At 56.8% G+C, this 25,952-nt stretch carries 21 protein-coding genes; 20 read left to right on the forward strand and 1 reads right to left on the reverse strand.

Annotated features, from left to right (window positions below; all coding sequences use genetic code 11):
• The first annotated feature begins 32 nt into the window (after positions 1-32).
• The 16 genes from NOM67_RS00895 (at position 33) to NOM67_RS00975 (ending at position 17,475) form a co-directional block, all read left to right on the forward strand.
• Complete coding sequence (locus NOM67_RS00895) at positions 33-1,730, forward strand: terminase (RefSeq protein ID WP_255933160.1); 1,698 nt, start codon at positions 33-35, stop codon at positions 1,728-1,730.
• A complete protein-coding gene (locus NOM67_RS00900) occupies positions 1,730-3,856 on the forward strand; it encodes a portal protein (protein WP_255933161.1) in 2,127 nt (708 codons plus the stop codon). Before NOM67_RS00895 ends, NOM67_RS00900 begins: the two co-directional genes overlap by 1 nt.
• A gap of 41 nt (positions 3,857-3,897) precedes the next feature.
• Positions 3,898-4,590, forward strand: coding sequence for a Gp49 family protein (locus NOM67_RS00905; protein ID WP_255933162.1), 693 nt, complete (start codon positions 3,898-3,900; stop codon positions 4,588-4,590).
• 131 nt (positions 4,591-4,721) lie between these two features.
• Positions 4,722-5,657, forward strand: a complete 936-nt coding sequence (locus NOM67_RS00910; RefSeq protein WP_255933163.1) for a hypothetical protein — start codon at positions 4,722-4,724, stop codon at positions 5,655-5,657.
• Between the two features lie 72 nt (positions 5,658-5,729).
• Positions 5,730-6,947 (forward strand): DUF4043 family protein, encoded by a 1,218-nt coding sequence (locus tag NOM67_RS00915; protein WP_255933164.1) that lies wholly within the window; start codon positions 5,730-5,732, stop codon positions 6,945-6,947.
• Positions 6,948-7,015: 68 nt separating this feature from the next.
• Entirely contained in the window at positions 7,016-7,405 is a 390-nt protein-coding gene (locus tag NOM67_RS00920; RefSeq protein ID WP_255933165.1) for a hypothetical protein, read from the forward strand.
• Positions 7,406-7,471: 66 nt separating this feature from the next.
• Positions 7,472-7,915, forward strand: coding sequence for a hypothetical protein (locus NOM67_RS00925; RefSeq protein ID WP_255933166.1), 444 nt, complete (start codon positions 7,472-7,474; stop codon positions 7,913-7,915).
• Positions 7,915-8,544: a hypothetical protein gene (locus NOM67_RS00930; protein WP_255933167.1), complete on the forward strand. Its 630-nt coding sequence runs from the start codon at positions 7,915-7,917 to the stop codon at positions 8,542-8,544. The genes NOM67_RS00925 and NOM67_RS00930 overlap by 1 nt, the downstream gene beginning before the upstream one ends.
• An 11-nt stretch (positions 8,545-8,555) precedes the next feature.
• Positions 8,556-9,215, forward strand: a complete 660-nt coding sequence (locus NOM67_RS00935; RefSeq protein ID WP_255933169.1) for a DUF6682 family protein — start codon at positions 8,556-8,558, stop codon at positions 9,213-9,215.
• Positions 9,216-9,217: 2 nt separating this feature from the next.
• On the forward strand, positions 9,218-11,134 hold the full coding sequence (locus NOM67_RS00940; protein ID WP_255933170.1) for a prophage tail fiber N-terminal domain-containing protein: 1,917 nt from the start codon (positions 9,218-9,220) through the stop codon (positions 11,132-11,134).
• A 1,820-nt stretch (positions 11,135-12,954) separates the two neighbouring features.
• Positions 12,955-14,241, forward strand: coding sequence for a DUF3672 domain-containing protein (locus NOM67_RS00950; RefSeq protein WP_255933173.1), 1,287 nt, complete (start codon positions 12,955-12,957; stop codon positions 14,239-14,241).
• 191 nt (positions 14,242-14,432) lie between these two features.
• A complete protein-coding gene (locus NOM67_RS00955) occupies positions 14,433-14,747 on the forward strand; it encodes a hypothetical protein (protein WP_255933175.1) in 315 nt (104 codons plus the stop codon).
• 11 nt (positions 14,748-14,758) lie between these two features.
• Positions 14,759-15,394 carry a hypothetical protein gene (locus NOM67_RS00960; protein ID WP_255933177.1) on the forward strand — a complete coding sequence of 212 codons (636 nt, stop codon included), beginning with the start codon at positions 14,759-14,761 and terminating at the stop codon, positions 15,392-15,394.
• A 9-nt stretch (positions 15,395-15,403) separates the two neighbouring features.
• On the forward strand, positions 15,404-15,784 hold the full coding sequence (locus NOM67_RS00965; protein ID WP_255933178.1) for a hypothetical protein: 381 nt from the start codon (positions 15,404-15,406) through the stop codon (positions 15,782-15,784).
• Entirely contained in the window at positions 15,784-16,044 is a 261-nt protein-coding gene (locus tag NOM67_RS00970) for a bacteriocin (protein ID WP_042031411.1), read from the forward strand. Before NOM67_RS00965 ends, NOM67_RS00970 begins: the two co-directional genes overlap by 1 nt.
• Positions 16,045-16,056: 12 nt before the next feature.
• Positions 16,057-17,475 carry a hypothetical protein gene (locus NOM67_RS00975; RefSeq protein ID WP_255933179.1) on the forward strand — a complete coding sequence of 473 codons (1,419 nt, stop codon included), beginning with the start codon at positions 16,057-16,059 and terminating at the stop codon, positions 17,473-17,475.
• A gap of 49 nt (positions 17,476-17,524) precedes the next feature.
• On the opposite strand, the gene NOM67_RS00980 is transcribed toward NOM67_RS00975, so the two are convergent.
• A complete protein-coding gene (locus NOM67_RS00980) occupies positions 17,525-17,965 on the reverse strand; it encodes a hypothetical protein (RefSeq protein WP_255933180.1) in 441 nt (146 codons plus the stop codon).
• Between the two features lie 183 nt (positions 17,966-18,148).
• On the opposite strand from NOM67_RS00980, the gene NOM67_RS00985 reads away from it, so the two are divergent.
• The 4 genes from NOM67_RS00985 to NOM67_RS01000 all read left to right on the forward strand — a co-directional run bounded on the left by NOM67_RS00985 (position 18,149) and on the right by NOM67_RS01000 (position 25,944).
• On the forward strand, positions 18,149-18,328 hold the full coding sequence (locus NOM67_RS00985) for a hypothetical protein (protein WP_255933181.1): 180 nt from the start codon (positions 18,149-18,151) through the stop codon (positions 18,326-18,328).
• 79 nt (positions 18,329-18,407) lie between these two features.
• Positions 18,408-19,223, forward strand: coding sequence for a KilA-N domain-containing protein (locus NOM67_RS00990; RefSeq protein WP_255933182.1), 816 nt, complete (start codon positions 18,408-18,410; stop codon positions 19,221-19,223).
• The gene (locus NOM67_RS00995) at positions 19,220-19,363 is read left to right on the forward strand and encodes a hypothetical protein (RefSeq protein WP_255933183.1); all 144 of its coding nucleotides are present in this window, start codon (positions 19,220-19,222) and stop codon (positions 19,361-19,363) included. The genes NOM67_RS00990 and NOM67_RS00995 overlap by 4 nt, the downstream gene beginning before the upstream one ends.
• A 104-nt stretch (positions 19,364-19,467) precedes the next feature.
• On the forward strand, positions 19,468-25,944 hold the full coding sequence (locus NOM67_RS01000; RefSeq protein WP_255933184.1) for an LPD38 domain-containing protein: 6,477 nt from the start codon (positions 19,468-19,470) through the stop codon (positions 25,942-25,944).
• Positions 25,945-25,952: the final 8 nt, after the last annotated feature.

Consider the following 25,952-nt stretch of genomic DNA (forward strand, 5'->3'; position numbering starts at 1 on the left):
TCGGCGGGTTTTTTATTGCCTGAGGCCCACCAATGACCGAACTCGACATCTCAGCCATGACAGAGCGGGAGCAGATGGCCTACATCCGCGCAAAGCTAAGCGATAAGTGGTGGCGGATGAACAACCTCTACATGATCGAGAACGAGCAGGGCCAGTTGGTGCGCTTCCGGCTGCGCCCGGCGCAAGAGCTGCTGTTCAAGACCATGTGGTGGCTGAACATCATCCTCAAGGCCCGTCAGCTCGGGTTCTCCACCGCCATCGATATCTACCTGCTTGATGAGGCGCTGTTCAACAAGAACCTCAAGTGCGGGATCATCGCTCAGGATCTGACGGCGGCCGGCGAGATATACCGCACCAAGATTGAGGTGCCGTTCGATAACTTGCCCGGCTGGCTCAAGGCCCAGTTCAAGGTGGTGACCCGGCGCGGCGGGGCCAATGGCGGTCATATCCTGTTCCGGCACGGCTCCAGCATTCAGGTGGCCACCTCTTTCCGCTCCGGTACCGTCCAGCGCTTACATGTGTCCGAGCACGGCAAGATCTGCGCCAAGTACCCTGAGAAGGCCAAGGAGGTGCGAACCGGTACCCTGCAGGCGATTCACCCGGGCGCAGTGGCCTTTATTGAATCCACTGCCGAAGGTGTGGGTGGCGACTTCCATGCCATGAGCATGAAGTCGCTCGAGCTGGCCATGGCATCCGGAGAGCTCAGTAAGCTGGATTGGAAGTTCCACTTCTTCGCCTGGTGGCAGGACCCCAAGTATCGAGCCGACGTTCCGGCGTCAGGGGTGGTGGCCAGCAAGGCCCAGCTTGAATACTTCGCCGCTGTTGAGAAGGCGATGAACTGCACCATCAGCGACGAGCAGCGTCAGTGGTACGTGCTGAAAGAGTCCACCTTGGGCGCAGAGATGAAGCAGGAGTTCCCCAGCACGCCGTTGGAAGCGTTCCTGACCTCTGGCCGTAGGGTATTCGACCCCGTCGCCACCATGGATGCAGAGGGCGACTGCATGCCACCTCTCATCGTCTACGACATGGACCCGGTAACCGGCCGGCGCGAGAAGGCCCGCAAGCCGGACAAACTGGACGAGCGGGGCCAGCGCTCCCTCGAAAACATGCTGCTGGTGTGGGAGTTGCCAGATCCCGATGAGGATTACGCCATTGGCGCCGACGTGGCGGAAGGTCTCGAGCACGGCGACCGCTCCAGCTTTGACGTGATCGCCAAGAGTGACGGGCGTCAGGTGGCCCACTGGTTCGGCCATCTGGATCCCGGTCTCTTTGCCCAGCTGCTGGCCCACGTAGGTAAGTTCTACGGCACCGCAGAGCATGGCCCCGCCTATATCGGCCCAGAGCGTAACAACCACGGCCACGCCGTATTGCTCAAGCTGCGCGAGCTCTATCCTACCCGACGCATCTACACCCAGGAGTATATCGACCGGGATCGGGACGATGAGACCCTGCGCCTCGGCTGGCTTACCACCCGCCAATCCAAGCCGATCGTGGTGGATGGCCTCAAGGCCCTGCTGCGAGCCGGGCAGTCAGGGATCCGCTGGATAGGCACCATTCACGAAGCAACCACCTATGTCTACGACAAGAGCGGCAGCATGAACGCCCAAGACGGCTGCTACGACGACCAGCTGATGAGCTACATGATTACCCAAGAGATGCGCGCCCGCATGCCAGCCCGCGTCGTCAAACACGAATCCTCCCGTAAACCCAAGCACTGGATGGCCAACTGATGATCAACGCCCAACCAAAGGCCCCCAAGAAAGGCGGCCTCGACACCCAGCAACTGCTCAAGCTGATGAGCGATATCAATGGCCAACCTGACTGGCGAAGCCTCGCCAATCGGGCCTGCGCCTACTACGACAACGATCAGCTGCCGCCCGAGGTGGTTAAGGCGCTCAAGGAGCGCGGCCAGCCAATCACCGTCCACAACCTGATCGCCCCGACTATCGACGGCGTGCTGGGCATGGAGGCCAAGAGCCGTACCGATCTGATGGTTGTCGCTGATGACCACGATGACGAGCTCGAGCAGTTGGCCGAAGCCGTGAATGCCGAGTATTCAGACATGTGCCGACTGGGCGGTCTTGATCGCGCTCGTGGCGACGCATATGGCGGCCAGATTAAAACTGGCGTTGGCTGGGTGGAGGTGTGCCGCCGTGATGACCCGTTCGGCCCGCGCTACAAGTTCAGCAGCGTACACCGTGACGAGGTGTATTGGGATTGGCATAGCCGTGAGTCAGACCTGAGCGACTGCCGCTGGCTGATGCGCCGGCGCTGGGTCGATCTGGATGAGGCAAAGACCATGTTCCCGAGCAAGGCTGAGGCTCTGGAGTGGGGGGTTAACGATTGGAACGGGATGGTTAGCCTGACCTCAATCGAAGGGATGGATCCCAATCTGGTCAGCGCTTACGACGAATGGAGCCATTTCAGTGGCAAGGAGGTCGAATGGTGCAGCCGTGAGCGGGATCGTGTCCTGCTGCAGGTGGTTTACTACCGCACCTACGACCTGCGCGAGGTTCTTCTGCTCGACTCCGGGCGGGCGCTGGAGTTCGACAAGACCAATCAGCTGCATATCGCCGCCATCTCCATTGGCAGAGCAAGACTGGATCGCCGCCCTGTGGCCGTGATCCGTGAGTCGTGGTTTGTTGGCCCTCATCACCTTGTCGATCGCCCTTGTTCTGCTCCGCACAACATGTACCCGCTTGTGCCGTTCTGGGGCTACCGCAAGGACCGCACCGGAGAGCCATATGGCTTGATTGCCAGGGCGATGCCGGCACAGGATGAGGTTAACCTGCGCCGTATCAAACTTACCTTCTTGCTACAGGCCAAGCGCGTCATCATGGACAAGGACGCCACCAACATGAGCCGGGATCAGGTGCTGGAGCAGGTAGAGCGCCCGGATGGCTATATCGAGCTCAATCAAGACCGAGTCAACAAGACCAGCGTGAGCGACGCCTTCAAGGTGGAGCAGGATTTCAACGTGGCCGCCCAGCAGTTCCAGGTGATGCAGGACTCGGTGAAGCTCATTCAGGATACGATGGGGGTTTATGCCGCCTTCTTGGGGCAGGGATCGACTGGCCAATCTGGCGTTGCCATCAGTAATCTGGTGGAGCAGGGGGCGACAACCCTGTCGGAGATCAACGACAACTACCGGATGGGGTGCCAGCAGGTAGGGCAGCTGGCTCTGGCCTATCTGCTGGAGGATATGGCCAGCAAGCGCAACTACAAGGTGACCGTCAACCGTGACGACCCGCGCCGACGCAAGGCGGTGGTGATCAACGTGGAGCAGGAAGACGGCAAGCTGACCAACGACGTGACCCGGTTGCGAGCCCATATTGCCCTGGCGCCAATCCAGCAGACTGCCGCCTACAAGCAGCAGCTGGCCGAGCGGATGACGCAAGCCATGTCCCAGTTGCCGCCGCAGGCTGCAGCGGCATGCTTTGATCTGCTGGTCGAGCTGATGGATGTGCCGCGCAAGGCGGAGTTTGTGGAGCGGATCCGCAACGCCCTGAACATCCAGAAGGACCCTGACGAGATGAGCGATGAGGAGCGCGCCGCCGCAGAGCAGCAGGCACAGATGGCCCAGATGCAGCAGCAGATGGCTATGCAGGAGGTTCAGGCCAAGCTGGCAGAGCTGGAAGGCAAGGCCGCCAAGTGGCAGGCAGAGGCTCAGCGCATCACCAAGCTGACCGACTCTATCCGCTTCGAGGACGCCCTCAAGCAGGCACAGACCGGTAAGACGCTGCAGGAGATGGAGCAGCTGGCAACCCAGCAGCAGGCGATGCAGACCGAGCAAGCCGCACTGCGCGCCCAGCTGCTGGACACCATTCAGCAGCAGATTGACGCGATCGCACTCTGATAGTTGCTTTCCTAATCGCCCAGCGTTAGGATTTCTCCATCATGGCCCAGTCTTTCGAGATTGGGCCTTTTCATTTCCAGACCCGGCCATTGAGCCGGGTTTTTTATTTGGAGCAGGCCATGACTGACCGCCAGCAGATTGATGCCGAGATGGAGCGAGATATTGAGGTGCTCGGACTGACCGCGCCGCGCGTTACACCTGACCAGATCGAGGCGCTGATGGGTGGTGTTCGCTATGAGGTGCAGGTTGTTCCTGGCACCACAACCACACTGGCCACCGCCATTGCTGCCAACGGCTTCACCCTTGCCATCGGCATGACCGCCTGCGCCGACCCGGCCAACTTCAATGCAGAGCTTGGCGCCAAGTACGCCATCAAGGATGCCGAAGCCAAGGCCCGCCAAGAGCTGTGGAAGCTGGAAGGATATCGACTCAAGCATTACCTAGGTAAACCGGTAATGGTGTTTGGCGGTGATTGCATGGTGTCCGGCACCATTAGCTTGGATGAGATTCGCGGTGTTGATGGCGGAAGCCCAAAACCCAGCCACATTGAGCGTATGCACCAGGAGCAAGAGCAACTGGCCGAGCGCACCGGCAAGCTGGAAACCTTTATTCCGAGCGAAACATTCAAGCGGCTTCCTCATCAGGAGCAGAGCCTCATGAAGCGACAGTTGGTTGCGATGCGTGAATATCTGGCCGTGCTGAATGAGCGCATTGCAGCAGCAACGAATCCCTAGCGATAGACGACAGCCTTTGCCCGCCTTGTGCGGGCTTTTTTATGCCCAGCCTCAGCCGGGGAGTGCTTTCACCGAGAGCCTTCCCCCGCTTGGGCAGCGATACCACCCACTGAAAACCCACGAGGACGACCATGAATAAAACCATCGATAACCTGACCGGAACTGAAAGCCTGGACGAACTGGAAGCCATGCTGGCCGATATCGAGCGCGAGCCCGATGCCGAACTGGACAATGGCACTGACACCAAGCAAACGGACGTAGAACCCGCGCCGTCGGCGGGCGAAGTGGCAGCCGGTAACGAACAAGCCGCAGCCGCTCAGGTTGAGGAACAGGCCAGCGCACCTGAAAAGGTCGTTATGGCCAAGAACGGTCAACACACCATCCCGTATGAAGTGCTGGAGCAGGCGCGCAACGAGACCAAGCAACTGCGTGAGCAGCTGGTTCAGGCGCAGCAGGTCCAGGCGGAGCGGGATAAGTTGCAGGCGCTGCTGGAGAAGAACGGGATCGACCCATCGGTTGACCCTGACGACATCAGCCAGGAAGAGCTGGAGCAACTGGCGCAGGACTACCCGGATCTCGGAAAGTCCATTGCTGCCATTGCCCGCAAGCTCCAAAAGCTGGAGCCGCAAGCCGCGCCACAACAGGTTCAGCCAGTCGCCAACCCGGTACAGGCCGCACTGCAGGCGGTACCTGACCTGGCCGCATGGCGTGATGGCGACCAAGACCGCTTCGATATGGCCCTCACTATCGATGACAAGTTGCAGGCCGACCCCGCGTGGAGCAACAAACCGCTGGCGGAGCGATTCGCAGAGGTAGCTCGCCGCACCAAGCTGGCCTTTGGTGATGAAGTGGACACCGCGCCACCTCCCGCCAAGGCACCCAGCAAGGAGGCAGAGAAACCTGCTGACTTTATCCCGTCCAGCCCGTCAGCACTCGGCCAAACCCATCAGGCTCCGGCAACCGGTGTTGAGCGTTATGGTTCCATGTCCCAGACCGAGCTGGTCGGGGAGCTTGGCGCCATGACAGATTCCCAGATTGACGACCTGCTGGAACAATCCGGGTTCTAACCAACAACCCTGTGTATATCAACCAACCCCGACCACTGTGTCGGGGTTTTTGTTTTCATGTAGGAGAGGATCATGACCCAAGTCACCTCGGCGCAAGCCAACAAGATTTTGCAGGCCGCCCTGTTTACCGCGGCCAACCGTTCCAACTCGTTTGTGAACATGCTGACCGAAGAGGCACCCAAGGGCGCCAAGGTCAACGGCGGCAAACAGACCAGCGCTGGTGCTCCGGTAGTTCGCATCACCGACCTGGCCAAGCAGGCTGGCGACTCCGTTGACATGCAGCTGTTCCATCAGCTCTCTGGCCGCCCGACCATGGGTGACAAGAAGCTGGATGGGCGTCTCGAGTCCCTGTCCTTCGCTGACTTCTCGCTCAAGGTTAACCAGACCCGTCACGGCGTGGATGCTGGCGGCAAGATGAGTCAGTCCCGCACCAAGCATGACCTGATCAAGACTGCCCGCGTGCTGCTTGGTGATGGCTACTATGGTCGCCTGGTTGATCAGCGCGGCTTTGCCCAGTTGGCTGGCGCCCGTGGCGATTATTCCGCTATCGACATCATTCTGCCGCTGGCTGATGATCCGGAATTTGCCGACATCATGATCAACACGCTGACCGCGCCAACCTACGAGCGTCACTTCTTCGGTGGCGATGCGACCAGCTTTGAGGGTATCGATGCCTCTGACCGCTTCAACCTCGGCTGCGTTGACAACATGTCGCTGTTCCTGTCGGAGATGGCCAACCCCATCCAGCCGATCCGCATGGTCTCCGACCCGTCCGGTGGCGAGCCTCTTTACGTGCTCTACGTCACCCCGCGCCAGTGGCACGACTTCTATACCTCCAGCTCAGGCAAGGACTGGCAGGCAATGCTGGCATCCGCGATGGAGCGCAGCAAGGGCTGGAACCATCCCATCTTCCGCGGTGAAGGTGCGATGTGGCGCGGCATCCTGGTCAAGCCCTACAAGGGCATGCCGATCCGCTTCAACCAGGGCAGCACCGTCAAGGTGTGCGCAGCCAACTCCGCCACCGGCGTGGAAGTGGACAAGGTTGCTGGCACCACCATCGACCGCGCCGTGCTGCTGGGCGGTCAGGCGCTGGCTAACGCCTTCGGCTCTGGCGAGCAGGGCGGTTCCTTCGGCATGCACGAAGAGAAAACCGACCACGGCAACAGCACCGAGATCTCCATCAGCTGGGTATCCGGCCTGCAGAAGATCCGCTTCAAGCAGCGTAACGGCAACATTCAGGACCATGGTTGCATGGTGTTGGATACCGCCGTCAGCGCCGTCGGCCGCTAATCCACCCACCCTAGCGAGGGGGTTGGTGCCCCCTCCTGTTGATATCTGACCAGATAAGGAGCCATATCATGGCCAAAACTACCCTGCTCGCCCGAGCTTACCGCTGGTTTGTTGGTTCGTTCGGCAACCTCTCTATCTCCCCGACCTTGGTGGCCAAGCTGGCGGCTGTGCCGTCCGGTGATGTAGTCGCGTTCGGTGACAAGGTGGAGCCCAACCTGAAAGTGGTTGGCGCCACCCTCATCAGCGGCGCGCTGGGCGCCAGTACCACCCTCACCGTCACCGTAGGATCGACGGTCATCATCAACGCCGAGAGCACAGTGGCGGCAGTGGCCAAGTATTTCCCGGTTGATGACCTGCTGACTGATGTCGGGCAGGAGATCACCCTCACCGTCGGCGGTGGTGCTGCGACCGGCACGGTCAAGCTCAAGCTGCACTATGAGGTGATCGGCAACCTGTAAGGCTGCCAGTCACGCCATGCCCGGCCAAGTGCCGGGCTTTTTCATTTCTGGATTGGAGATATTGCCGTGAGCGACAAAATTGCCGTGGTTTATATCGGCGACAAGCCGAGCAAGAAAGACACAGTGACCGGATCCCGCCTGGTGTTCCCACGCCACACGCCAGTTGATGTGGAGAGCCACATCGCCATGCAGCTGCTGGAGTTCCCCACCGTCTGGGTCAGCAAAGAAGCGCTGGCCGGCACGCTGGAGCGACAGGAGACCATCGCAAAGATGGAGGCGGAAGAGCAGGAGCGTCTGGCTGCCGAAGCCGCACGCCTTGCAGAAGAGCAGAGCATGGTGGTCGGCACTGTCGATCTGGCCAAGCTCACCTCGGCCCAGCTGGCAACCCTGGTTGAAGGGGAGGATTTGGGTATCGAGAAGCAAGGTGCGAAAGAGAACGTTGGTGAATTCCGCATTCGCGTTCGTGATGCCATGAAAGCCAAGCTGGCTGCCGGTCAAGGTGGTGAGTAATGGTGCCGGTGCTGGATAGCCGTCTGGTTAGTCCGGACACCCTGATCCCGCTGGTTCGCCAGCGGGTTTCTGGCCCGCTCGACAGCATTATCAGGCAGGCCATCATTCGAGCTGCAATCGACTTCTGCAAGCGTAGCGCGCTGATCCACCTTGAGCGTCAGTTTGACGAGGTTCTCGAGGGGCAGACGGTGAGCTTTGCCAAGATGAGCAGCATCAATCGCCAGGCTCGTCAGGATGTGCGAGAGCCGCAGGTAACCGGATCCGTAATCCACCGCATCACATCGCAAGGCGTACCTCTACAGCCAGGCGCCGACTACCACGTCCAGTCAGCGGAGTCTGTGCGGTTTCTGGTTGCCTTACAGAATGTCTGCATCATCGGGGCCATTGAGCCTCTGCCAAGCGCAACGCTGATCCCGGCCGCGCTGGTAGAGGATTACGCCGAGGCTATGGCTGACGGCGCTGCGGCAATCCTGCAGTTGCAACCAGGGAAGCCGTGGGCGAGTCCGGAACTGGCGCAACTGAACAAGGCTCATTTCAATGAGGCGGTGCGTGACGCTCATAGATTCAGAATTGAGCAAACCCCGAACGCCCAGATCCACAACCCTGTGCGTCGCCATCAATTCTTCTAAGGGGTCTCAGGATGACTACCATCAAGGCGCTTCTTGAGCGGATCTCTATCGAGCTCACCGATAAAACCAGGGTGAGCTGGTCAGCTGCCGACCTGGTCAGCTACTACAACAGCGCTATCGCGGCGATCGCCAATTACCGGCCTGACGTGTTCGCCCAAACTCAGGAGTTCACCTGCGTGGCCGGAACGCGCCAAACCATGCCTGCAGGTGCTGTAAAGCTCATCGAGGTAGAGCGCAATACTGGTGGCCGCAAGATCAGGTTCTATAAGCGAGGCGAACTCGACGACCTTGACCCTGAGTGGATGACAGGAACTGGGGCTGCGGCGGCAGAAGCCTACCTTCATGAGCCAACCAACCCGCGCACATTCTGGCTGTACCCAGGTGTTGCTGCTGGCGTCAAAGTGGATCTGGTACTCAGTGCCCTGCCTGCGCCGGTTGACGTGGCGCAGGTGGAGTCTGGCGTTGCTCTGCAGGTGGATGACACCTTCCTCACTCCCTGCATGGACTGGATCATCTATCGCGCCTATCTGCGCGACTCTGACGATACAGCCAACTCAGCCCGAGGTCAGCTCCACCTCCAGGCATTTGCCCAGTACCTTGGCATCAAGTTGCAGATGGAGCGCGCAGTAATCGCTTTGCGTGACGACAAGTTTCAAACCAACCAGGGGTAACCATGATCCGCATTTTCGGCACCATGACAGACCCGTCAGACTCACCAGTTCCCGGTGCCATCATTGAACTAAGGGCAATCAGCAGCACCAATGAGGTTCTGCTTGGTTCAACCGTCAACCATAAGTGTGATCAGCAAGGCGCTTATAGCTTCCAGTTGGCTGCCGGAATGTATGATGCCTATGCGCAGAATGATCGCTGTGGAGACATGGATTACCTCGGCACAGCCAAGGTTTCAGCTAACAGCGTAGATGGAGACCTGTATAGCATCCTGGTTGATGGTGGCATCAATATCACCCCGCCAATGCTTGATAGCGCATTAGCAGCAGCGCAGCGAGCCGAGTCAGCAGCAGCCCTCACTGCGGCAGATAGGGTTAGCACCGGCCAGAATGCAGAATCTGCCAAGGCGGACTCTGCTGCAGCTAAAGCAGCAAGGGATGAAGCTGTATCAGCGTCTGGCACAGCGGTTTCAGCCAAGGAAAGCATCGTCTCTGACGCCAGAGATGTAAGGGGGCTTGCTGTTCAGGTAGCAAGTCAGGCAACAGATGTGTCTGCCAAGCATAGTGATGTGGTAGCCAAGGCTGCACAGGTTTCAGCTCAGGCTGATGTCGTATCAACCAAACATGGCGAGGTGGTAGCCAAGGCGGCACAGGTCTCAGATGATGCGTCCTCCACCCAGTCGGCAAAGAACATATCGGTAGCGGCTGCCGATACTGCCACACAGAAAGCTGCGTCAGCTGCGACCCATGACGCCTCGGCTCAAGATGCTGCAACTCGGGCTGAAAATGCAGCATCTGCCGTTGTTGGTGCCGTTCTTGATGGTGGGGAGTGTGACCTATCAACTGGCGTATACCCACTGCCAATAACAGTTGCAGGCAAGAAATATTCAACTATTTGGTATGTAGCTGTAGCCGGCTCAGTTTCAGGTGTCGCTTTTGATGTAGGCGACCTGCTGCGCTATACGACAGCCAAAACAGGATATTATTTCAAGGTTGACGCTAAAGATGATGTTTACAGCGTCAACAACGAAAAAGGGGCGGTTGTAATAACCCCTGAAAAAATTGGGGCAGAGAAAACAGGAATTGCACAGCAGCTTGTAGATCAACACGCGTCAAAAAATGGGGCACACTCTATTGCTGGTGTCCAAGGGTTGACTGAAGCTCTTGCAGATAAGTATTCGTCAAATAATAAACCATCAGCCGAAACAATTGGCGCTGAACCTGCTGGTGCAGTTGCTTCTGCCGTTACATCCCATGAAGCAAAGGTAAACGCCCATCCTATTTCTGGCGTCAGCGGCTTGCAGGCAGCACTTGACGCCAAGCCAAGTCGAAATATTCTCATCAATGGTGAGGTGACTCGTATAAACCAACGCGGGTTCGATGGAAACTGGGCAAACCTTGCGGTTGGTGCATACGGATATGACCGCTGGAAGAAAGCAGACGCAACAAGCATGTCTCAGGTTGTTGAGGCGGGAAACTTCATAACTGGTGCCAAATACCGCCTAAGCGGGGCCGGCGTCACTGCGGCAACACTGACCGCTCCAGCTAGCGGAAATTGGACGGTGACAGTTCCGCAATCAGCTCGCAACGTTCAGCTGGAGCTTGGTGAAACCAGCACTCAGTTTGAAGTGCGTAACATTCAGCAAGAGCTGGCCATGTGTCAGCGTTATTTTGAAAATGGAAACTATGTTGGTAGCGCATACTATGATACAGCTGGAAACCAGCTACCAAGGATCGCTTTCAAGGTTACAAAACGTGCAGCTCCAATCATGACTGCTTTTTCTCCCAGCGGGACAAATTTTCCAGGCCCATCTTTCTATTCCGTAACGGTTGACGGTGCAGGTGTAGCAACTTCAGCAGGAAACATTCCAGCAAAGACAATTCTTGGTGTTTTTGCATGGGATGCAAATGCGGAACTGTAACAAAACTTTCGTTAAATGATCATAGCTTGCAGATAAATAATTAGCTATCAGAATGGTATCGCGTTAATAGCGCTTCACATTCTGTCAGCACAGAGAAAACGTCATGTTAAAATTACTCTTGCTATGATGATGTGGCGTAGTTAGGATATTACTAATAATGGCCCCGCTCTACCGAGTGGGGCTTTTTCATTTCTGCCTTTCGAGAAAATCATCATGCCGCTTATCGACATCGTGACTATGCGAGGTATGGTGCCGCGTGTAGAGTCGCATCTATTGCCTGATGAAGCTGCGACCTTGGCACAGGATTGTCATTTTGACCGCGGCTCTGTCGCGCCACTCATGCAAGATAGGCAGATCGGGATCTCAATTCCTATTACTCCTGTCACGCTGTTCCACTACTATGGAGACCACTGGTTTGCTTGGGGCAAGCTGGTTGATGTGATGCGCTCTCCTATCGCGCAGGACAAGTACAACAGGGTTTACTTCACCGATGGCGAGTTCCCAAAGCTAACCTATGACGCCATAGCTACAGCAGGAAACAACAAGCCTACCAGCTGGTACCGCCTTGGCGTTCCAGCTCCTGCAACCCCTCCGAATATGCAGTCGGTAACTCCACCTAGTGGTAGTAATGATGACGACCCAACAGACGATGAGACACGCTTCTACGTTGAGACCTATGTAACTGGGCTCGGCGAGGAGGGGGCGCCAGGCCCGGCCAGCGGCAAGGTCACCATCACAATACCTGGCTCAACGGTTGTTGTTGGCCTCTCACCAGCCCCAACCAACGACAGTAACATCACCCATCGCCGGCTATACCGTTCTGTTTCTGGCGGAGGGCTTGCTGACTACCTGCTGGTTGCAGACTTGCCGATCGCCACCGTGAGCTATAGCGACAGCAAAAAGGATGGGGAGCTTGGCCCGGTGCTGGAAACTTATGGCTATTCGATGCCGCCAGAGAAGATGCGCGGGATCTGCCAGATGGCTAACGGCATCTGTGCCGGCTTTGTCGGCAATGCAGTGTTGTTCTCTGAGCCATACCTTCCTTATGCATGGCCGGAGAAGTACAAGCTGACCACGGAGCACGACATTGTGGCGATCGCTGCTATCGACACGGCCTTGATAGTGGGGACCAATGGTTATCCATACCTGTTTCAGGGTGCGTCGCCATCGTCAATTACTGGGCAAAAGCTGTCATCAGTGCAGCAGGCATGCGTCAGTGCTCGCTCCATGGTAGCGCTGGATGGTCTGGTGCTCTATGCATCCCCAGATGGCCTGGTAGGTGTTGGCGCTGATGGCGGTCACCTTGTCACCGAGGGGGTCATCACTCGGGAACAGTGGCAGGCGTTGAAGCCAGAAACCTTGCGAGCCTGGTACAGCGAGGGGAAATATGTTGCCCTAACCGACGCCAATGGCTTTGTGTTCGACCCGAAATCTGGCGATCTGCGCTGGTTGAGTGGGAGATGGGATGCTGCGGTGCCAGACATGCAGCTCGATGCGCTAATGCTTGCCAAGGGAACCCAGCTGTTCCAGTGGCATGGAGGAAGCGATCCGCTCTCAATGCGTTGGCGATCCAAGGAGTTTGTCTTGCCGCCTGGTGTTCGCCTTGGGGTAGCAAGATTGATGGGTGAATCGCTCGGCTCTGTTGGTTTTTCGCTGTGGCTGGATGGCGTTAAGACTTTTGAGCTTACCGCTGGGTCTGTTCCTGAAACCTCGTTCAGATTGCCTCCGCTACGAGGTCGGCGCTGGCAGGTAGAGGTAACAGGAACTGCTGCTGTAGAGCGGATCATGCTTGGTGGTAGCGTCTCGGAGGTATCGGCATTATGAGTGGCGCATCATTTCGAGCAAGCAACACCCAGCAGGGCCTGACTGAGAACATGCAGATCCTGACTGGGCAGAAAGGGGATAGGCTCGATAAAGCCCTGACGTTGCGTGAAGCCGCTGAACTTGGGATGGTTAACTTGCGGCGTAATGGGTCTGGCCAGATTGTGCCAGAGCTTCCTCCTGACAAGCCTACCGACCCGGAATGGTCTGGGGTGCAGCAGCCCGTGGCGCCAACCGGGGTAACAGCTGATGGAGCATTCCACACCATTACGCTGACATGGGACATCCCGGCATACAAGGGGCACTCCTATGCCGAGATCCTGCGCGCTGAGGTCGATAACCCATCAAGTGCAGTAGCCATAGGCACAACGCTCGCCAATGTTTACTCAGATGCTGTTGGTAAAGGGTTCTCTGCATTCTACTGGGTCAGGTTCGTTAACAAGAATGGCATGGTTGGCCCGCTTCACAGCACGGATGGATTACATGCGGCTACCAGCCCGGATGTCGATGAGATCGTCGCATCAGCAACCAATTTCGCTATCTACAACCCGGCCAAGCCAAACGAAAAAGAGATCGTCTTTGGCGTTACGGATGATGGCAAGGTGGCCATCCGCGAGGCAGTCATCAAGGCTGCGACCATCCAGATTATCCATTCAGAGAAGATCACCGCCGACTATATCAAGGCCGGGGTGAGCATCAGCGCTCCGCTTATCACTGGCGGACAGATAGATATGGGTAACGCCTTTATGTCTGGCGGATCGGCTGGCTTCGGTAAAGGTGGGCCATATGCCGCATGGGGCTGGGGTTGGTACACCATGATTTATGCCGACGGCAGTGTGTATACCAATCGTCTGCGGGCAGAGGGTGGCTATGTTCGCAATATGACCATAGGTAACTGCACAATTGAACAAGACTGCGTGGTGAAGGGGACGGTATACGCAGAGCGAATTGTCGGAGATATCGTTGCCGTAGTTATGGTGAATGTACACGGTGTTGCGGAGGGGACTTTCGGCTGGGTTCCTTATATCAGATTTTCTATCGAACCGATAAACATGAATAGGATGATAGCGCGAATTGGCTTCTCAACAGGTGAAGGCTCATTTCGTGTAATAAATGACGGGAATGTTGTTCAAAACCTTTCACCTGGTGAGGCTATGACATTCCTTATCAGTGCTGGCGCAAGGAACGTTGAGGTTCAGTCGTACAGCAAAGGTGGCTCTGCCGTAGCGCATAGAGCAGACATGTTTATATACAAAAAAGATGACACCAGGGTAATAAATACATAACTGCGTCGTGAATATATCTGCAGCTTGCTGTGAAATAGTTGCGATGCCTGATTGGAGCAGTATAAGCATCACCGGTTATGCACATGAATAAATTTGCGTTGTAGTGGCGATGATGTTCAAGAATGGCAGATAAACATTTGGCTAACCATATTGACTATATCAACCGTATCGCTAGAGATACCGGGAATGCAATGCTATCAGTCGAACTGCAAGACGCCATCCGTAACAGGGTGGCGTTTTTGTTTGTGCGTGGTGATGACGGCTTTGTCCTCAAGCCGCTGGCTGAGAATAGCGTTACCGGAGTGCTGGTGTGGGTGGGCTGGGGTGATGGCGGGGCGCCAGAGCGGCACCTGCCGGAGGTAAAGCGCCTTGCTCGCCTGATAGGTGCCCGCTGGCTGCGCTTCCACTCATCCCGCAAGGGGTGGCTAAGGGTGGCGCCGAGAATGGGGTGGGTGCGTCAGCCTGATGATGCTGACGGGCTTTATGTGTTTCAAATCAACCTGTGATGGGGTGAGGTATGGGTAAGGGTGGCGGGTCCAACGAGATCCAGGAGACGGAGGCCCAGCGGGCTGCTGCTGATGTGGCGCGGGAACAGTGGAACCTCTACAACTCCGACTTGAAGCAGTATGAGAATATCTTCATAAACAAGGTTGATGACCTCAATAGTGGCAAGGAGTACGACAAGCTGGCCGGAACCGCGGCACTTGGTACTGCTCAATCATTTGGTGAGGCGCGCGCCGGGCTTGCCGACTCCATGGCTGCTGGCGGTATTGACCCTACCAGCGGCAAGTATCAAACCGCCATGTCTGACTTGGAGACAGATCAGGCGCTGAGCCAGACCGACACCACCAATCGAGCCCAGTCCAGTCAGCAGGATAAGTACGTGGCCGGCCTCAAGGATGTGGTTAGCATTGGAGCTGGACAGAAGGCCGAGGCGCTTGCAGGCATGGGCGACGTGGCCAATACCAGCTTGCGCAAAGCAGCCTTTGACGCGCAGAACTCATTTGCAGACAAGCAGGCTACAGCTGGGTTGGTTGGTGCTGTGGCTGGCGCTGGCACTGCATACGGCCTCAACCAATTTAAATCTCCTGCTCCAGCAGCAACCAAGAAGATCAGCCCCACAGCGTCAGTGCTGCAGGGTAAAGGCTACTAAGGGGAAGTCATGGGATACGCTGCCGATACTTACGCAAAGATCACCAGAGACCAGTACCAAGACTGGAAAAATCGATTCTACCCCAAGCAGAAGGAACTGATGGAGCTGGCCACCAATGGCCAGTTGCTGCGTGACCAGCTTGGCCGGGTGGATGAGAACAACGCCAATGCGCTGCGCTCTGCCCAGCAGGCCACGGCAAACCGCAATGCTCGCATGGGGGTTGATGCTCAGCAGAACCCGGGAGACAACAGTCAGGGGTTGCGCATGGCATTGATGACTGCCGGCACAGAGAACGGCTTGCGTGAGCAGGAACAGGCGCGCCAGATGGGGATCTTGACCGGTGCGGATGCTGGGCTGCGTGAAGCAATCAAAACAGGTGGGGGTATGTGATGGGGTACGGACTGCTTGATATTGGCGCCCAGACGCGCCAGCAGGGTATGGCAGGGTTGCGCGATGCGGCCAATCGAGAGCAAGAGCTCGAGCTTGGCAATAAGCAGCTCAAGACCCAGGAGAAGCAGGCGAAGATGTCTGCAGCTGGCGCAGGGGCCGCTACTGGCGCCATGATTGGCGCATCTTATGGTTCTGTTGGCGGCCCTGTAGGTGCTCTTATCGGTGCCGGCGTTGGCTTTCTGGCAAGCAGCTTGTTTTAAGGTGAGGTGAGTATGGGTGTATCAGGATTGGCGGAAGGCTTTCTGGCTGGCTTCAACACCATGGACCGCTATCAGCGCGGACAGCAGGAACAGATCCGACAAGAGCGAGAGCTGGGGTTGCGTGATGCAATGGTGAAGCAGAACAAGGAGGATTCTGATCGGAACTTCTCCCTGCGGAAAGCCGAGTTTGACAACATGGTTGGACAACAGAAAACAGCCAAGGAACAGTGGGGGCAGGAGTTTGGCCTCAGGCAGCAAGAGGCGGAGGGCCTGCGGGCTTACCGCAATGCAAACTTGGGGTTTGCTCAGGCTGCTGAGAGTCGAGCCAAGCAAGAGCATGACTGGCAGGTGAGTGAGAGGGCAAACCAAAAGCTTCTTGAGGATAGCCTGCCATTGATTGAATCTGCATTCCAAGCGAGATTAAAAGGCGATACAGACCCAGCAGGGTATGTTGACCTGATGAAGAACAAGGAGTTCCAGAAGGGGGGCGCCCTCTACCGGTTCAATTTCGACAGATATAGTGATGGCAAGCATCTTCAGGCAGCCCGGCAAATCGTGCCGCAAATTTCTGGTCTGATGAAGGATATCGACTCTGGAAAAGTGAGTTGGGGAGATGAGGATGGTCAGCGAGCCATTGTGCAACGCGTCAACTCGCCGGAAATAATTAGCCCATTAAATACCATCCTTGAGCAGGAGGTTAAGCGCGGTATTGGCGAGGTGGATGCCGCATCTGGTAAGAAAATAGCTGATAAAGAGCTGACGCATGTTATTCCCACTGAAGATGGGCGCGGTGTCATGTATGGGCTGAAGGTAACTTATGCTGACGGAAGTACTGCTGATAGCGTGGTGACTGAGGGGCGCAGCACGCAGCCTGGTGATCCGGTTAAAGTCTCTAAATGGGGAGATCTGATAAAGACGGTGTACGAGCGCAGTAATATGTATCAGCAACTGAGCGGGGCCGGTCAAAACCGTGAAACTCTAAACCGTGTTGGTCAGAGCCTTGGTTTGGCCCAGCCAGCTGACTTGAAAGGTTGGCAGAAAGCTAGAAGTCAGTATGCCAATGAGACCCAGAGGGGGGAGGCAAAAATATTGGCCAGTGGTGATACCAATGCCAAAGCGTTGGCCGCCGAGTTCGTTGCTAGCAGAGAAAAGGGCGCCAGAGAAATAGACCGCATTTACAACGTGGACGGTGGTAAAAAGTCAGGCACCACAAGCGCAGAACCTGATGCGCCCCCCAAATTGCCTGAGCAAGTAAGCGGTTGGGCTGGCAATGACAAGAGAAAGCAGAGCTTTATTGACGCAGCGGTGAGTCGCGGGTTTGACTTCTCCACATATACACCAGAGCAACTTGATGGTGAATACCAATCCATCATCAAGAAACAGCGCCAGCAGTCAGCCTACGAGGCGATAATGGGCGGTGGCAAACAGTAAAGTCAGGGCGTGGCACAACAAGGCCGGGGTCTCCCGGCCTTTGGCTATTTTATAAAACCGAATAGGGTTTCACAGCGCGACTTAGTCGATGCTGTTCGACGTGTTCTAATATTCGATCCCATTCTTCTTGCAAAGTTGTATACAGCAATTGGCCACTGGCATTCCAAAGATCCGGTGATGCTTTGATAGTTTCCCAGATCCTGAGTTCGTCGTAATCCAGCAGGTCTGGGCGCGCCAGCGCTAGGTTGGCAAGGCGAACCGACTCATCGGTTGACCATAACCTATCAATTACCTCTAAAAAGCTTTCGCCACGCTCGATATCGAAGATAGCTTCAGCTCCTGCGCGCTCAACCGCCCACTCAATCACGCCTGTGATCGTCCTCTTTTGATGTCTTGCGAGTAGGTCGATCAGATACTTGGAACGGGGGTCTAGCCTCAGCGACAGGTTGACGCTGGTCGTATTTTTTTTGGATTTTTTCTCGATCGCCATAACCAGTCCTAGTGTGCCGACGGGATAGTTATCGGCATTTTTTCAATGGTTGTAAGTATTTATCGTGTGCATGATGTGAGTCAAAGCGTTGGTTTTTGTATTTTGTGCCGCAAAGTATTTGCTTGCGCTTGTTTGCTGGGCTATTCTGGCAATGCTTGAACAATAGATAAACAGAGGGAATCCATGATTGATGCCAAGAAAAAACCAGTCCAGATAAGAATGACGCCAGAGATGGTTGACGAATACAGCAAAAATGCAAATCAACATTTCAGAACGCTGCCAACGGAGGTCTTGTTTCGGCTGGCGGTACTGGATGCGCTGGTAAAGCGGGGGGAGGTAAACCTGAATGAGTTCAAGTTCTAGCAGAAAGAGTTCGGCCTCAGCGGGCGCAACCGCTAAGGCCGAGGATGTAAACCCAAACCACTACGTTAAGGACTACCGTATGACTATACATCAATCCGATAGACAAACGAAAGTCAGTGCCATCGTTATCGAGAGCCATTCTATCGCAGTGAACGCTGATGGCATGTATTGCCTCAACGATCTGCATAAGGCTGCCATGGCTTTGGGCAAGGCGACTGAGAACCAATCCCCTAGCAAGTTCCTCAGGTATCAAGCGGACTTTATCAAGGCGGTTGAGGGCAAAGGACTAATTAGTCCTTTGAGGATTGTTAAGGGTGGCAAAAATCCAGGCACTTGGGCTGTAGAGCTGGTTGCCATGAAGTACGCCGGTTGGATCGACGCCAGTTATGAAGTGCAGGTCTACGCAGCCGCTCAAGCCCTGCGCCACGGCGATATCGAAAAGGCGGTTGAGCTCTCTGGCAGCAAGGCAGCCAAGGCCGCGCTGGATGACATGCGATTGGCCAAGGCCACCACGTTGCGCGCCCAGGCGCTCGATCAGCAGATCAAGAATGCCCAGGCCATCTGCAATTTGCTTCCCCATCTTAGCGATGTGTCGCGCCAAACCATTACCGCATCACTGGTTAACCCGGTGGTTGGCGCTGACATCATCCCGCTCCCTGTTATGACCGAGCATTACTACACTGCAGGAGAGGTGGGTGAGCGGTTTGGTATCAGTGCCAACAAGGTTGGTCGCATCGCCAACGAGCACAACCTGAAAACGGAGCGATACGGGAAGTTCTTTCTGGATAAGTCCCGCAGTTCGACCAAGCAGGTAGAGACATTCCGCTATAACGAGGCTGGGGCTGAGGCGGTTGGTGTCATCATCACCGCACTGGAAGTGGGCGGTGCTGCATGAGCGCCGCCCAACTGAAAGCCGAGCTCACCGATCTGCTGCGGTTGCTGGAGACAGAGGATTTATCCCCTGAGGCGCGGCAGGATGCTACCGATCGCATCATGCGAATGATGCCGGTTGAATATTCGCCTCACCAGCGTTAGCATCTCCCCATAGTCGGCCAGTCTGTTTATTGGCCACCAACCATATCAAGCCCTGATCGGTTCTCCGGTCGGGGCTTTTATTTTGCAAAGAACCCGAGGATATCATGGCAGAAACCAATGAATTCGACGCCTACTGGGATAACAAGCTCCGCCAGCGCGATCTCGAGATTGGTGTCACAGACGGCGCCAAGGGGGTTGCCGGTGCGGCGGTAAAAGGTGTCGGTTCCCTGGTCTCAAATCTAAGCGCTGGCGACATTGCGCGCGGAGCCCGCGGCCTTGTTGATCCAACCATGAACAAGGTGGAAGAGGGCGGGGTAATTGATACCGCACTTACTTGGCTGAATGACACGTTCGACCAGGACGGGAGTGAGCGTAGGCGTATTTCTGATCGGGTTAAGGAGCTGCAGGCCAGCGGGTCATTGCCAAACAGTGATGATCAAAATAATGAGCTGACAGTGGCAGCGCTGCCCGGGTTATCAGCACTTACTGAGCCACTGAAGGGTGCTGAGGTTGTCGGTGACATTGCAGACAAGGCGATAAAGCCAGCGGCAAAGATCATTGGCGAACCAATCAAGGAGGTCGGTCAGGGCATAATTGAGTCAACTTCTCCAGATATGCAGGAGGCGATGAGCAACCCTGAGATATTCAAGGACGGAAAGTTAGGTCGAGGAGCAGGTGATCCTGCCGCGTGGGCTGGCGTTGCCGCACAGGCTGTCGGCTCTCTAATCCCGACCGTAGCCACAGCCGCGATCACTAAAAACCCTACGGCAAGCCTTGGTGTCGGCATGGGGATGTCTGTTGGTCAGGCTGGTGACAGTGCCTATGATACCGCCATCAACAGCAACCCAATGGACTTGATCGACTCACCAATATTTGTTGGTGAGTTGAAGAAGGTCAGTCAAGACCCTGAGTTTGCAGAGCTTGATGGGGCGGCAAAAGTGGAGGAGGCACAGCGGAGATATGCAGAGCTTTCTTCCAGCATGGCAAAGTCCAAGCCTGAGACGATGGCAGCTGCGGCAATGGGAACGCTGCTTGGTGATGCAACCATCGTGAAAACTATGCTTGGTTCTGGTGCCGGCGGAGCAGTTCGTGGAATGCTGAAAGGTGCTGCAACGGAGGCCCCTGGGGAATTTGGTGAAGAGTGGCTGCAACAATACGTTGGAAATACCACCCAGAACCAGATGGCAAATACACAGCTTGTCGATCCTATGGCTGGAACCCTCGATGCCGGCCTACATGGAGCTGCGGGCGGGGTGATGGCTGGCGGAGCGATGGGCGGCACCGCTGCCAAGTTTGCCAAAGTTCTGCATGTGAATAGAGACAATCTGACACAAGAGCAAGCTATTCAGATCGTTGAGAGCTCCATGAAAAAGCGTGGCGCTGATGATGCCACCGCTCGTCAGGTAGCTGAGCGGGCGGCCAATATGATGGCAAATCCTGAGCTTTCATATGCGGATAATCCGATGACTGAAACAGCTGGGCAAGTTGTGGATCAATCACCGCTCGGCCCCAGCGCCGGCAAGTTTGACGAGGTGCGTGATGTGCCGTCCTATCTGCGCCGCGATGGTACCGCTGATCGCTTCAAGGGCATGGCAGAGAACAGTCCGGTGCAGGAGGCGCTTGCCGGCTCGCCTGCGCCAACAGTTGATGATCTCCTCTCGCAGGCCATGTCTCAGCCGGGCGAGGATATTGCAGCCACCGCCATTTCTGGACAGCAGTCCGTTGCTGCAGACAATGCGGTAGGTCAACCGACAGCAGCCACAGATACAGCCGGAGAGTCTGTTGCTGACGATGCAGCTCAAGCACAACCACAGGAGCAGAATGCAGCGCCATCTGCGCTGGATGCCGTAGTTGGCCAGCTCCAGACACTACGCATAACCCGCAAAGGCAAGCCTTTTGCCAGCGAGAAAGAGGCCGCCATGGCCAGCCGCAAGGGCAAGGAGATGCCGGTGCCGCTCAATGGCGGCGGCTTTGGGGTGGCAGAGATCGCCGAGGTTGAGCAGGCTAAGGCGGCCGCAACCACGCAGCCAAGCGCTCCGCAACTCTACAACATCAGTGTCACAGACCCGAATCGACCATCTGATCAGCCAGCTGCAAGCGTAAGCGCTGAAACAGATCCGGCACCGTCTGCCACGGCGGGCGAGGCCGGCCAACTAGCACCGGCTATCGATACCGGATACCGCGAGGTGATCCCCGTCAACCAACCCCAAGCAGAGGTGAGCAATGAGCCAGTTACCCCAGTACCTGCAAGCGGCAGTGAAGGACAAGGCTATCAGCCTGGCGCAGGCGAACCAGCTGCAGCAGGTGCTGGACCAGACATTACCGGACTCTCCGACCGAGCTGGATCCCGAGATCCGGCAGACTACGCTGCTGCTCCACCTGTACCTGATGGACAGCAGCAAAATGACCAAACACTGACAGCCCCGGCCCCTGATGCCGGGGTTGCTGTTTCTGCGGTGGTGCAACCTGATCCGGTAGCGCCGGAGCCTGCCGCCGCGCCAGCCAGCAACGTGCGCATGTCACAGCAGCAGGAAGGGCTTTCTGTTGACGAGGCAAGTAAAGTCGTGGACGATTTTCTAAAGGACTACAATGGCAACATTCCGGTTGAGCCATTTATTAGAGAAAAGGCCAATGAGATCTATGGACCAGCAATCGATGAACAAGGGCTTGGAGACAAAACCAAAGGTGCCTACCACCCAGGTAAATCCATCGTCACCGTCGTCTCACGGAACGCAAGAGATGGAGTATCTTCCGATAGAGGGCGCAATCGAGAGCGCAGCCTCAGCGAGGATCAGGGTCGCGTTGGACGCGGAGAGGGAGGCCGGTCAGGAGCAAAAGCGGACCTCATCACTACGTTACGTCATGAGTTGCTGGGCCACTACGGCACTGACACGTTTACGCCAGAGAATAAGCAGCGTCTTCTCCAGAAGCTGATCGACGCCAAGAATGAGAAGTGGATCGCCCCAGTCTGGAAACAGATTGCGGGCGATTCTGTTTATGGCAAGAAGAGTGACCTGCATCAGGCGGAGGAGGTCTTTGCCCATATCGCAGAGAAAGAGCTGCCGCCCCGCACCATTCAGGCTTGGAATGACATCAAGACCGAATTCGCGCGTCTGCTGCGTAAAGCTGGTTTGGCGAAAGGCCCCATCAAAGAGCATGAGCTGGACAGCCTGATCAAGGCCGTTGGCAAAGGCATTCGCAACGGAGAGCGCACCAAACAGAATATTCGTGGCGATCACGAGGTGATCGGCAAGCAAGCCGACGAGCCAGCCAAAGACGACAAGCCAGAGCGCATCATCAGCTTTTCCAAGCAGGCCATGGCGCAGGGCGACAAGCCTGCCAAGCACCTGACCCGTAAAGAGGCTGAGCTGGTCACCAAGGAGTGGTTCAAGCAGTACCGGGGCGCCAGCGGCATTGATGTGCAGATCCACGCCACCCAGGCCGAACTGGAGAAAGCGCTGGGGCTGGTTGCCAAAGATGGCCTGATCCGCCGCGCCGCCTTCGATGACGACACCGGCACCTTGCATGTTGCCGCCGATACCATCTCCAATCCCAAGCGGATGCGCGAGATCCTGCGCCACGAGGTGCTGGCCCACTACGGTCTGGCCAATGTGCTTGGCGATGGGGAGTACACCAAGCTGATCAGCCGCCTCATCAAGTCGAAGAAAGACCCTAGCATGAAGGCGGTGTGGGAGTGGGTTGACACCCACTATGCCGACGATGATATCGGGGTGCAGGCAGAGGAGGTGATCGCTCACCTGGCCGAGATTGAGCCCAGCGCATGGCGCCGTGGCTGGGATACTGTGGCGGCCTGGGTGACCAAGGCGCTGCGCATGGTTGGCTTTGCGCCTGATGGCATTACGGCGGCAGAGACCCGGAACCTGATTGAGGCGCTTGGCAAGAAGATGAAGCGCGGCGGCCCTGATGATGGCGGCCCCGATGGCGGTAAGAAGTTCAGCCAGGAGGCAGAGCAGCCAGCCAAGGCAACCGGTGTCAAGATGAGCCAGACCAATACGGCCGCCGCAGATGCGGCCATGGAAAAGCTCAACCTCGGCCCCAAGCCAGACATCATCGACAAGACCAAAACCAACCTGGACAAGCTGCGCAATGTAGAGCGGAGCGTGGTCAAGTCGTGGGTGGATCGCTTTATCAAGAAAGCCAACACCGAAGTACTCGATGCGCTGGCCCCCATCAAGTACGCCGAGGATGCAGCAGGCATTACCGATGCAGCAGACTCAGGCTATGTGGCTGCACGGATGGCAACCGGGGCTGCCTCCACCATGCAGGCGACCATGCTCTATGGCCTGCCAGAGTGGAAGGATGGGGTAATCCAGCGCAAGGCTGGTACCGGTGAGAAGGACGCACTGCTTGGCATCTTCTCCGATCTCGGAGCCGATCTGCACAACTGGCTGGGCTGGATGGCTGGCCACCGGGCCGAGATGCTGATGAAGCAGGGGCGTGAGAACCTGTTGAGCGAGCAGGACATCGAAGCACTGAAAGGTCTCGGCAATGGCAAAGAGGCCAAATTCAACGAGGCAAAGGCTCGCTGGAACCGGCTCAACGCTGCCACGCTGGATCTGGCGCAGGAGGCAGGCCTGTTCACCAAGGAGGCACGCTCTGAGTTCGAAAGCGAGTGGTACATCCCGTTCTTCCGGGAATCTGATGATGGCGACGTACTGGCGCCATTCAAGCCGAAGGGGATCGCCAACCAGAACGCCGGCATCAAGAAGCTCAAGGGCGGTGAGGCCAATACCGCAGATCTGCTCGAGAACATCTTCACCAGCACCAGTAAACTGATCGACGCCTCCATGAAGAACATGGCGGCACAAAAGACCGTCTGGAACCTGGCTGACACCGGCATCATTGAGGTGGTAGCCAAGCCGAATATGATGGACTGGCGTGCTCTCAAGAACGGGAAGAACCTGATCACCGTCAAGATTGAAGGCGAGGATTACATGATCAAGGTGGAGGATCCAGACCTTTACCGGGCCATGACCTTCTTCGACCGCCAGCCGTTCGGAACCATGGTAAATATGGCGGCGAAGGCTAAGCGCCTGCTGACAGCCGGGGTGACTGCCTCGCCGGAGTTTATGCTGCGCAACTTCCTGCGAGACTCCCTATCCAGCTGGGCGATCAGCAAGGACGGATTCAAGCCGGTGATCGACTCCATCAAAGGGGTGAAAAAGACGCTGGCCATGGATGGCAGCACTATCGATGTGATGTTCAGCGGCGCCAGCTTCCTTGGCGGCTATGTCAATGGCAACGACCCGGGTGCCATGGCCGATACAGTACGCAAGTCATTGCGCCGCAAAGGAATGACACCTGAGCAGATTGCCCGCTACGAAAAGAGCATCATCCGCAATGTGGCACACGCCAAAGGCGTGGTGGCTGATGTGTGGGAGAAGTACAGCCGCTACGGCGAGGCGCTTGAGAACGCCAACCGCGAGGCGGTATACGATGCAGCCATCAAAGCCGGCAAGAGCCATGCGCAAGCGGCGTTTGAGTCAAAGGATCTGATGGACTTCTCGATGATGGGCGGGGCAAGAGCAATACAGGCCGCATCACTGGTGCTGCCGTTCTTCAACGCCCGCATCCAGGGCCTTGGCAAGTTGACCAGGGAGCTGAGAGATAACCCGCGCGAGATTGCCAAGCGGGCAGGCATGATCACCGCCATGTCGCTGGGATTGCTGGCTGCCAACTGGGATGACGAGCGTTATGAGGAGCTGCCAGATTGGGACAAGGACGCCAACTGGCACTTCTTTGTAGGTGATCAGCACTGGCGCATTCCCAAGCCGTTTGAGATCGGGGTGATGTTCGGAACCATCCCTGAGCGCATGGTGCGTGCCATGGGCGACAAGGACACCGGCGCCCAGTTCGGCAAGGCGGTGGCCAGAGCGATCGGAGACACCTTCGCGCTCAACCCTACCCCACAGATCGTCAAGCCAATGGTTGAAGCGGCGTTCAACTACGATACCTTCCGCGGCGGCCCCATCGACTCGCCGCAGGATCTGGCGGTGCAGGCCGAAGCCCGCTACAACGAGCAGACCAGCCTGCTGATGCGCAAACTTGGCGAGGTTTCCGGATTCTCGCCAAAGCAGCTTGAGCATTTGGTGATTGGCTATACCGGAACGATTGGCGGCTATGTCATGGCCACTGCAGATGGCCTGATCCGCGCAGCAAGCCCTGGAGAGTCGGCCAGCTGGCGCGCTGACGAGATCCCGCTCGTCAAGTCGGTGTACCGTGGCACCGGGCCAGCGAAGTCAACGCAGCACATGGAGCAGTTCTACCAAATGCTGAATGAGGTGAACCAGCTCAAGCGCACTATCGACCAGTACCGCAGCGAGGGGCTTACCGATAAGGCCAACGAGTTGTTGGATGAGCAGGGCGGCATCTTGAAGTCTCGCCGTAGCCTGAGCCGCACCCAGCAGCAGGTCAGGGTGGTGCGCAACAAGATTGAGCTGATCCAGCGTGACCGCACCATGAACGCAGAGGATAAGCGCCGGCGCATTGACGAGCTACTGGCACGCCGTAATGACCTGGTGTATCAGGCAGTGAACAAGAACAGGGTGAACTGGGAGTAAGTGGAATA

This window comes from Aeromonas sp. SG16, from assembly GCF_024436135.1.
Taxonomy (GTDB): Bacteria; Pseudomonadota; Gammaproteobacteria; order Enterobacterales; family Aeromonadaceae; genus Aeromonas; species Aeromonas jandaei.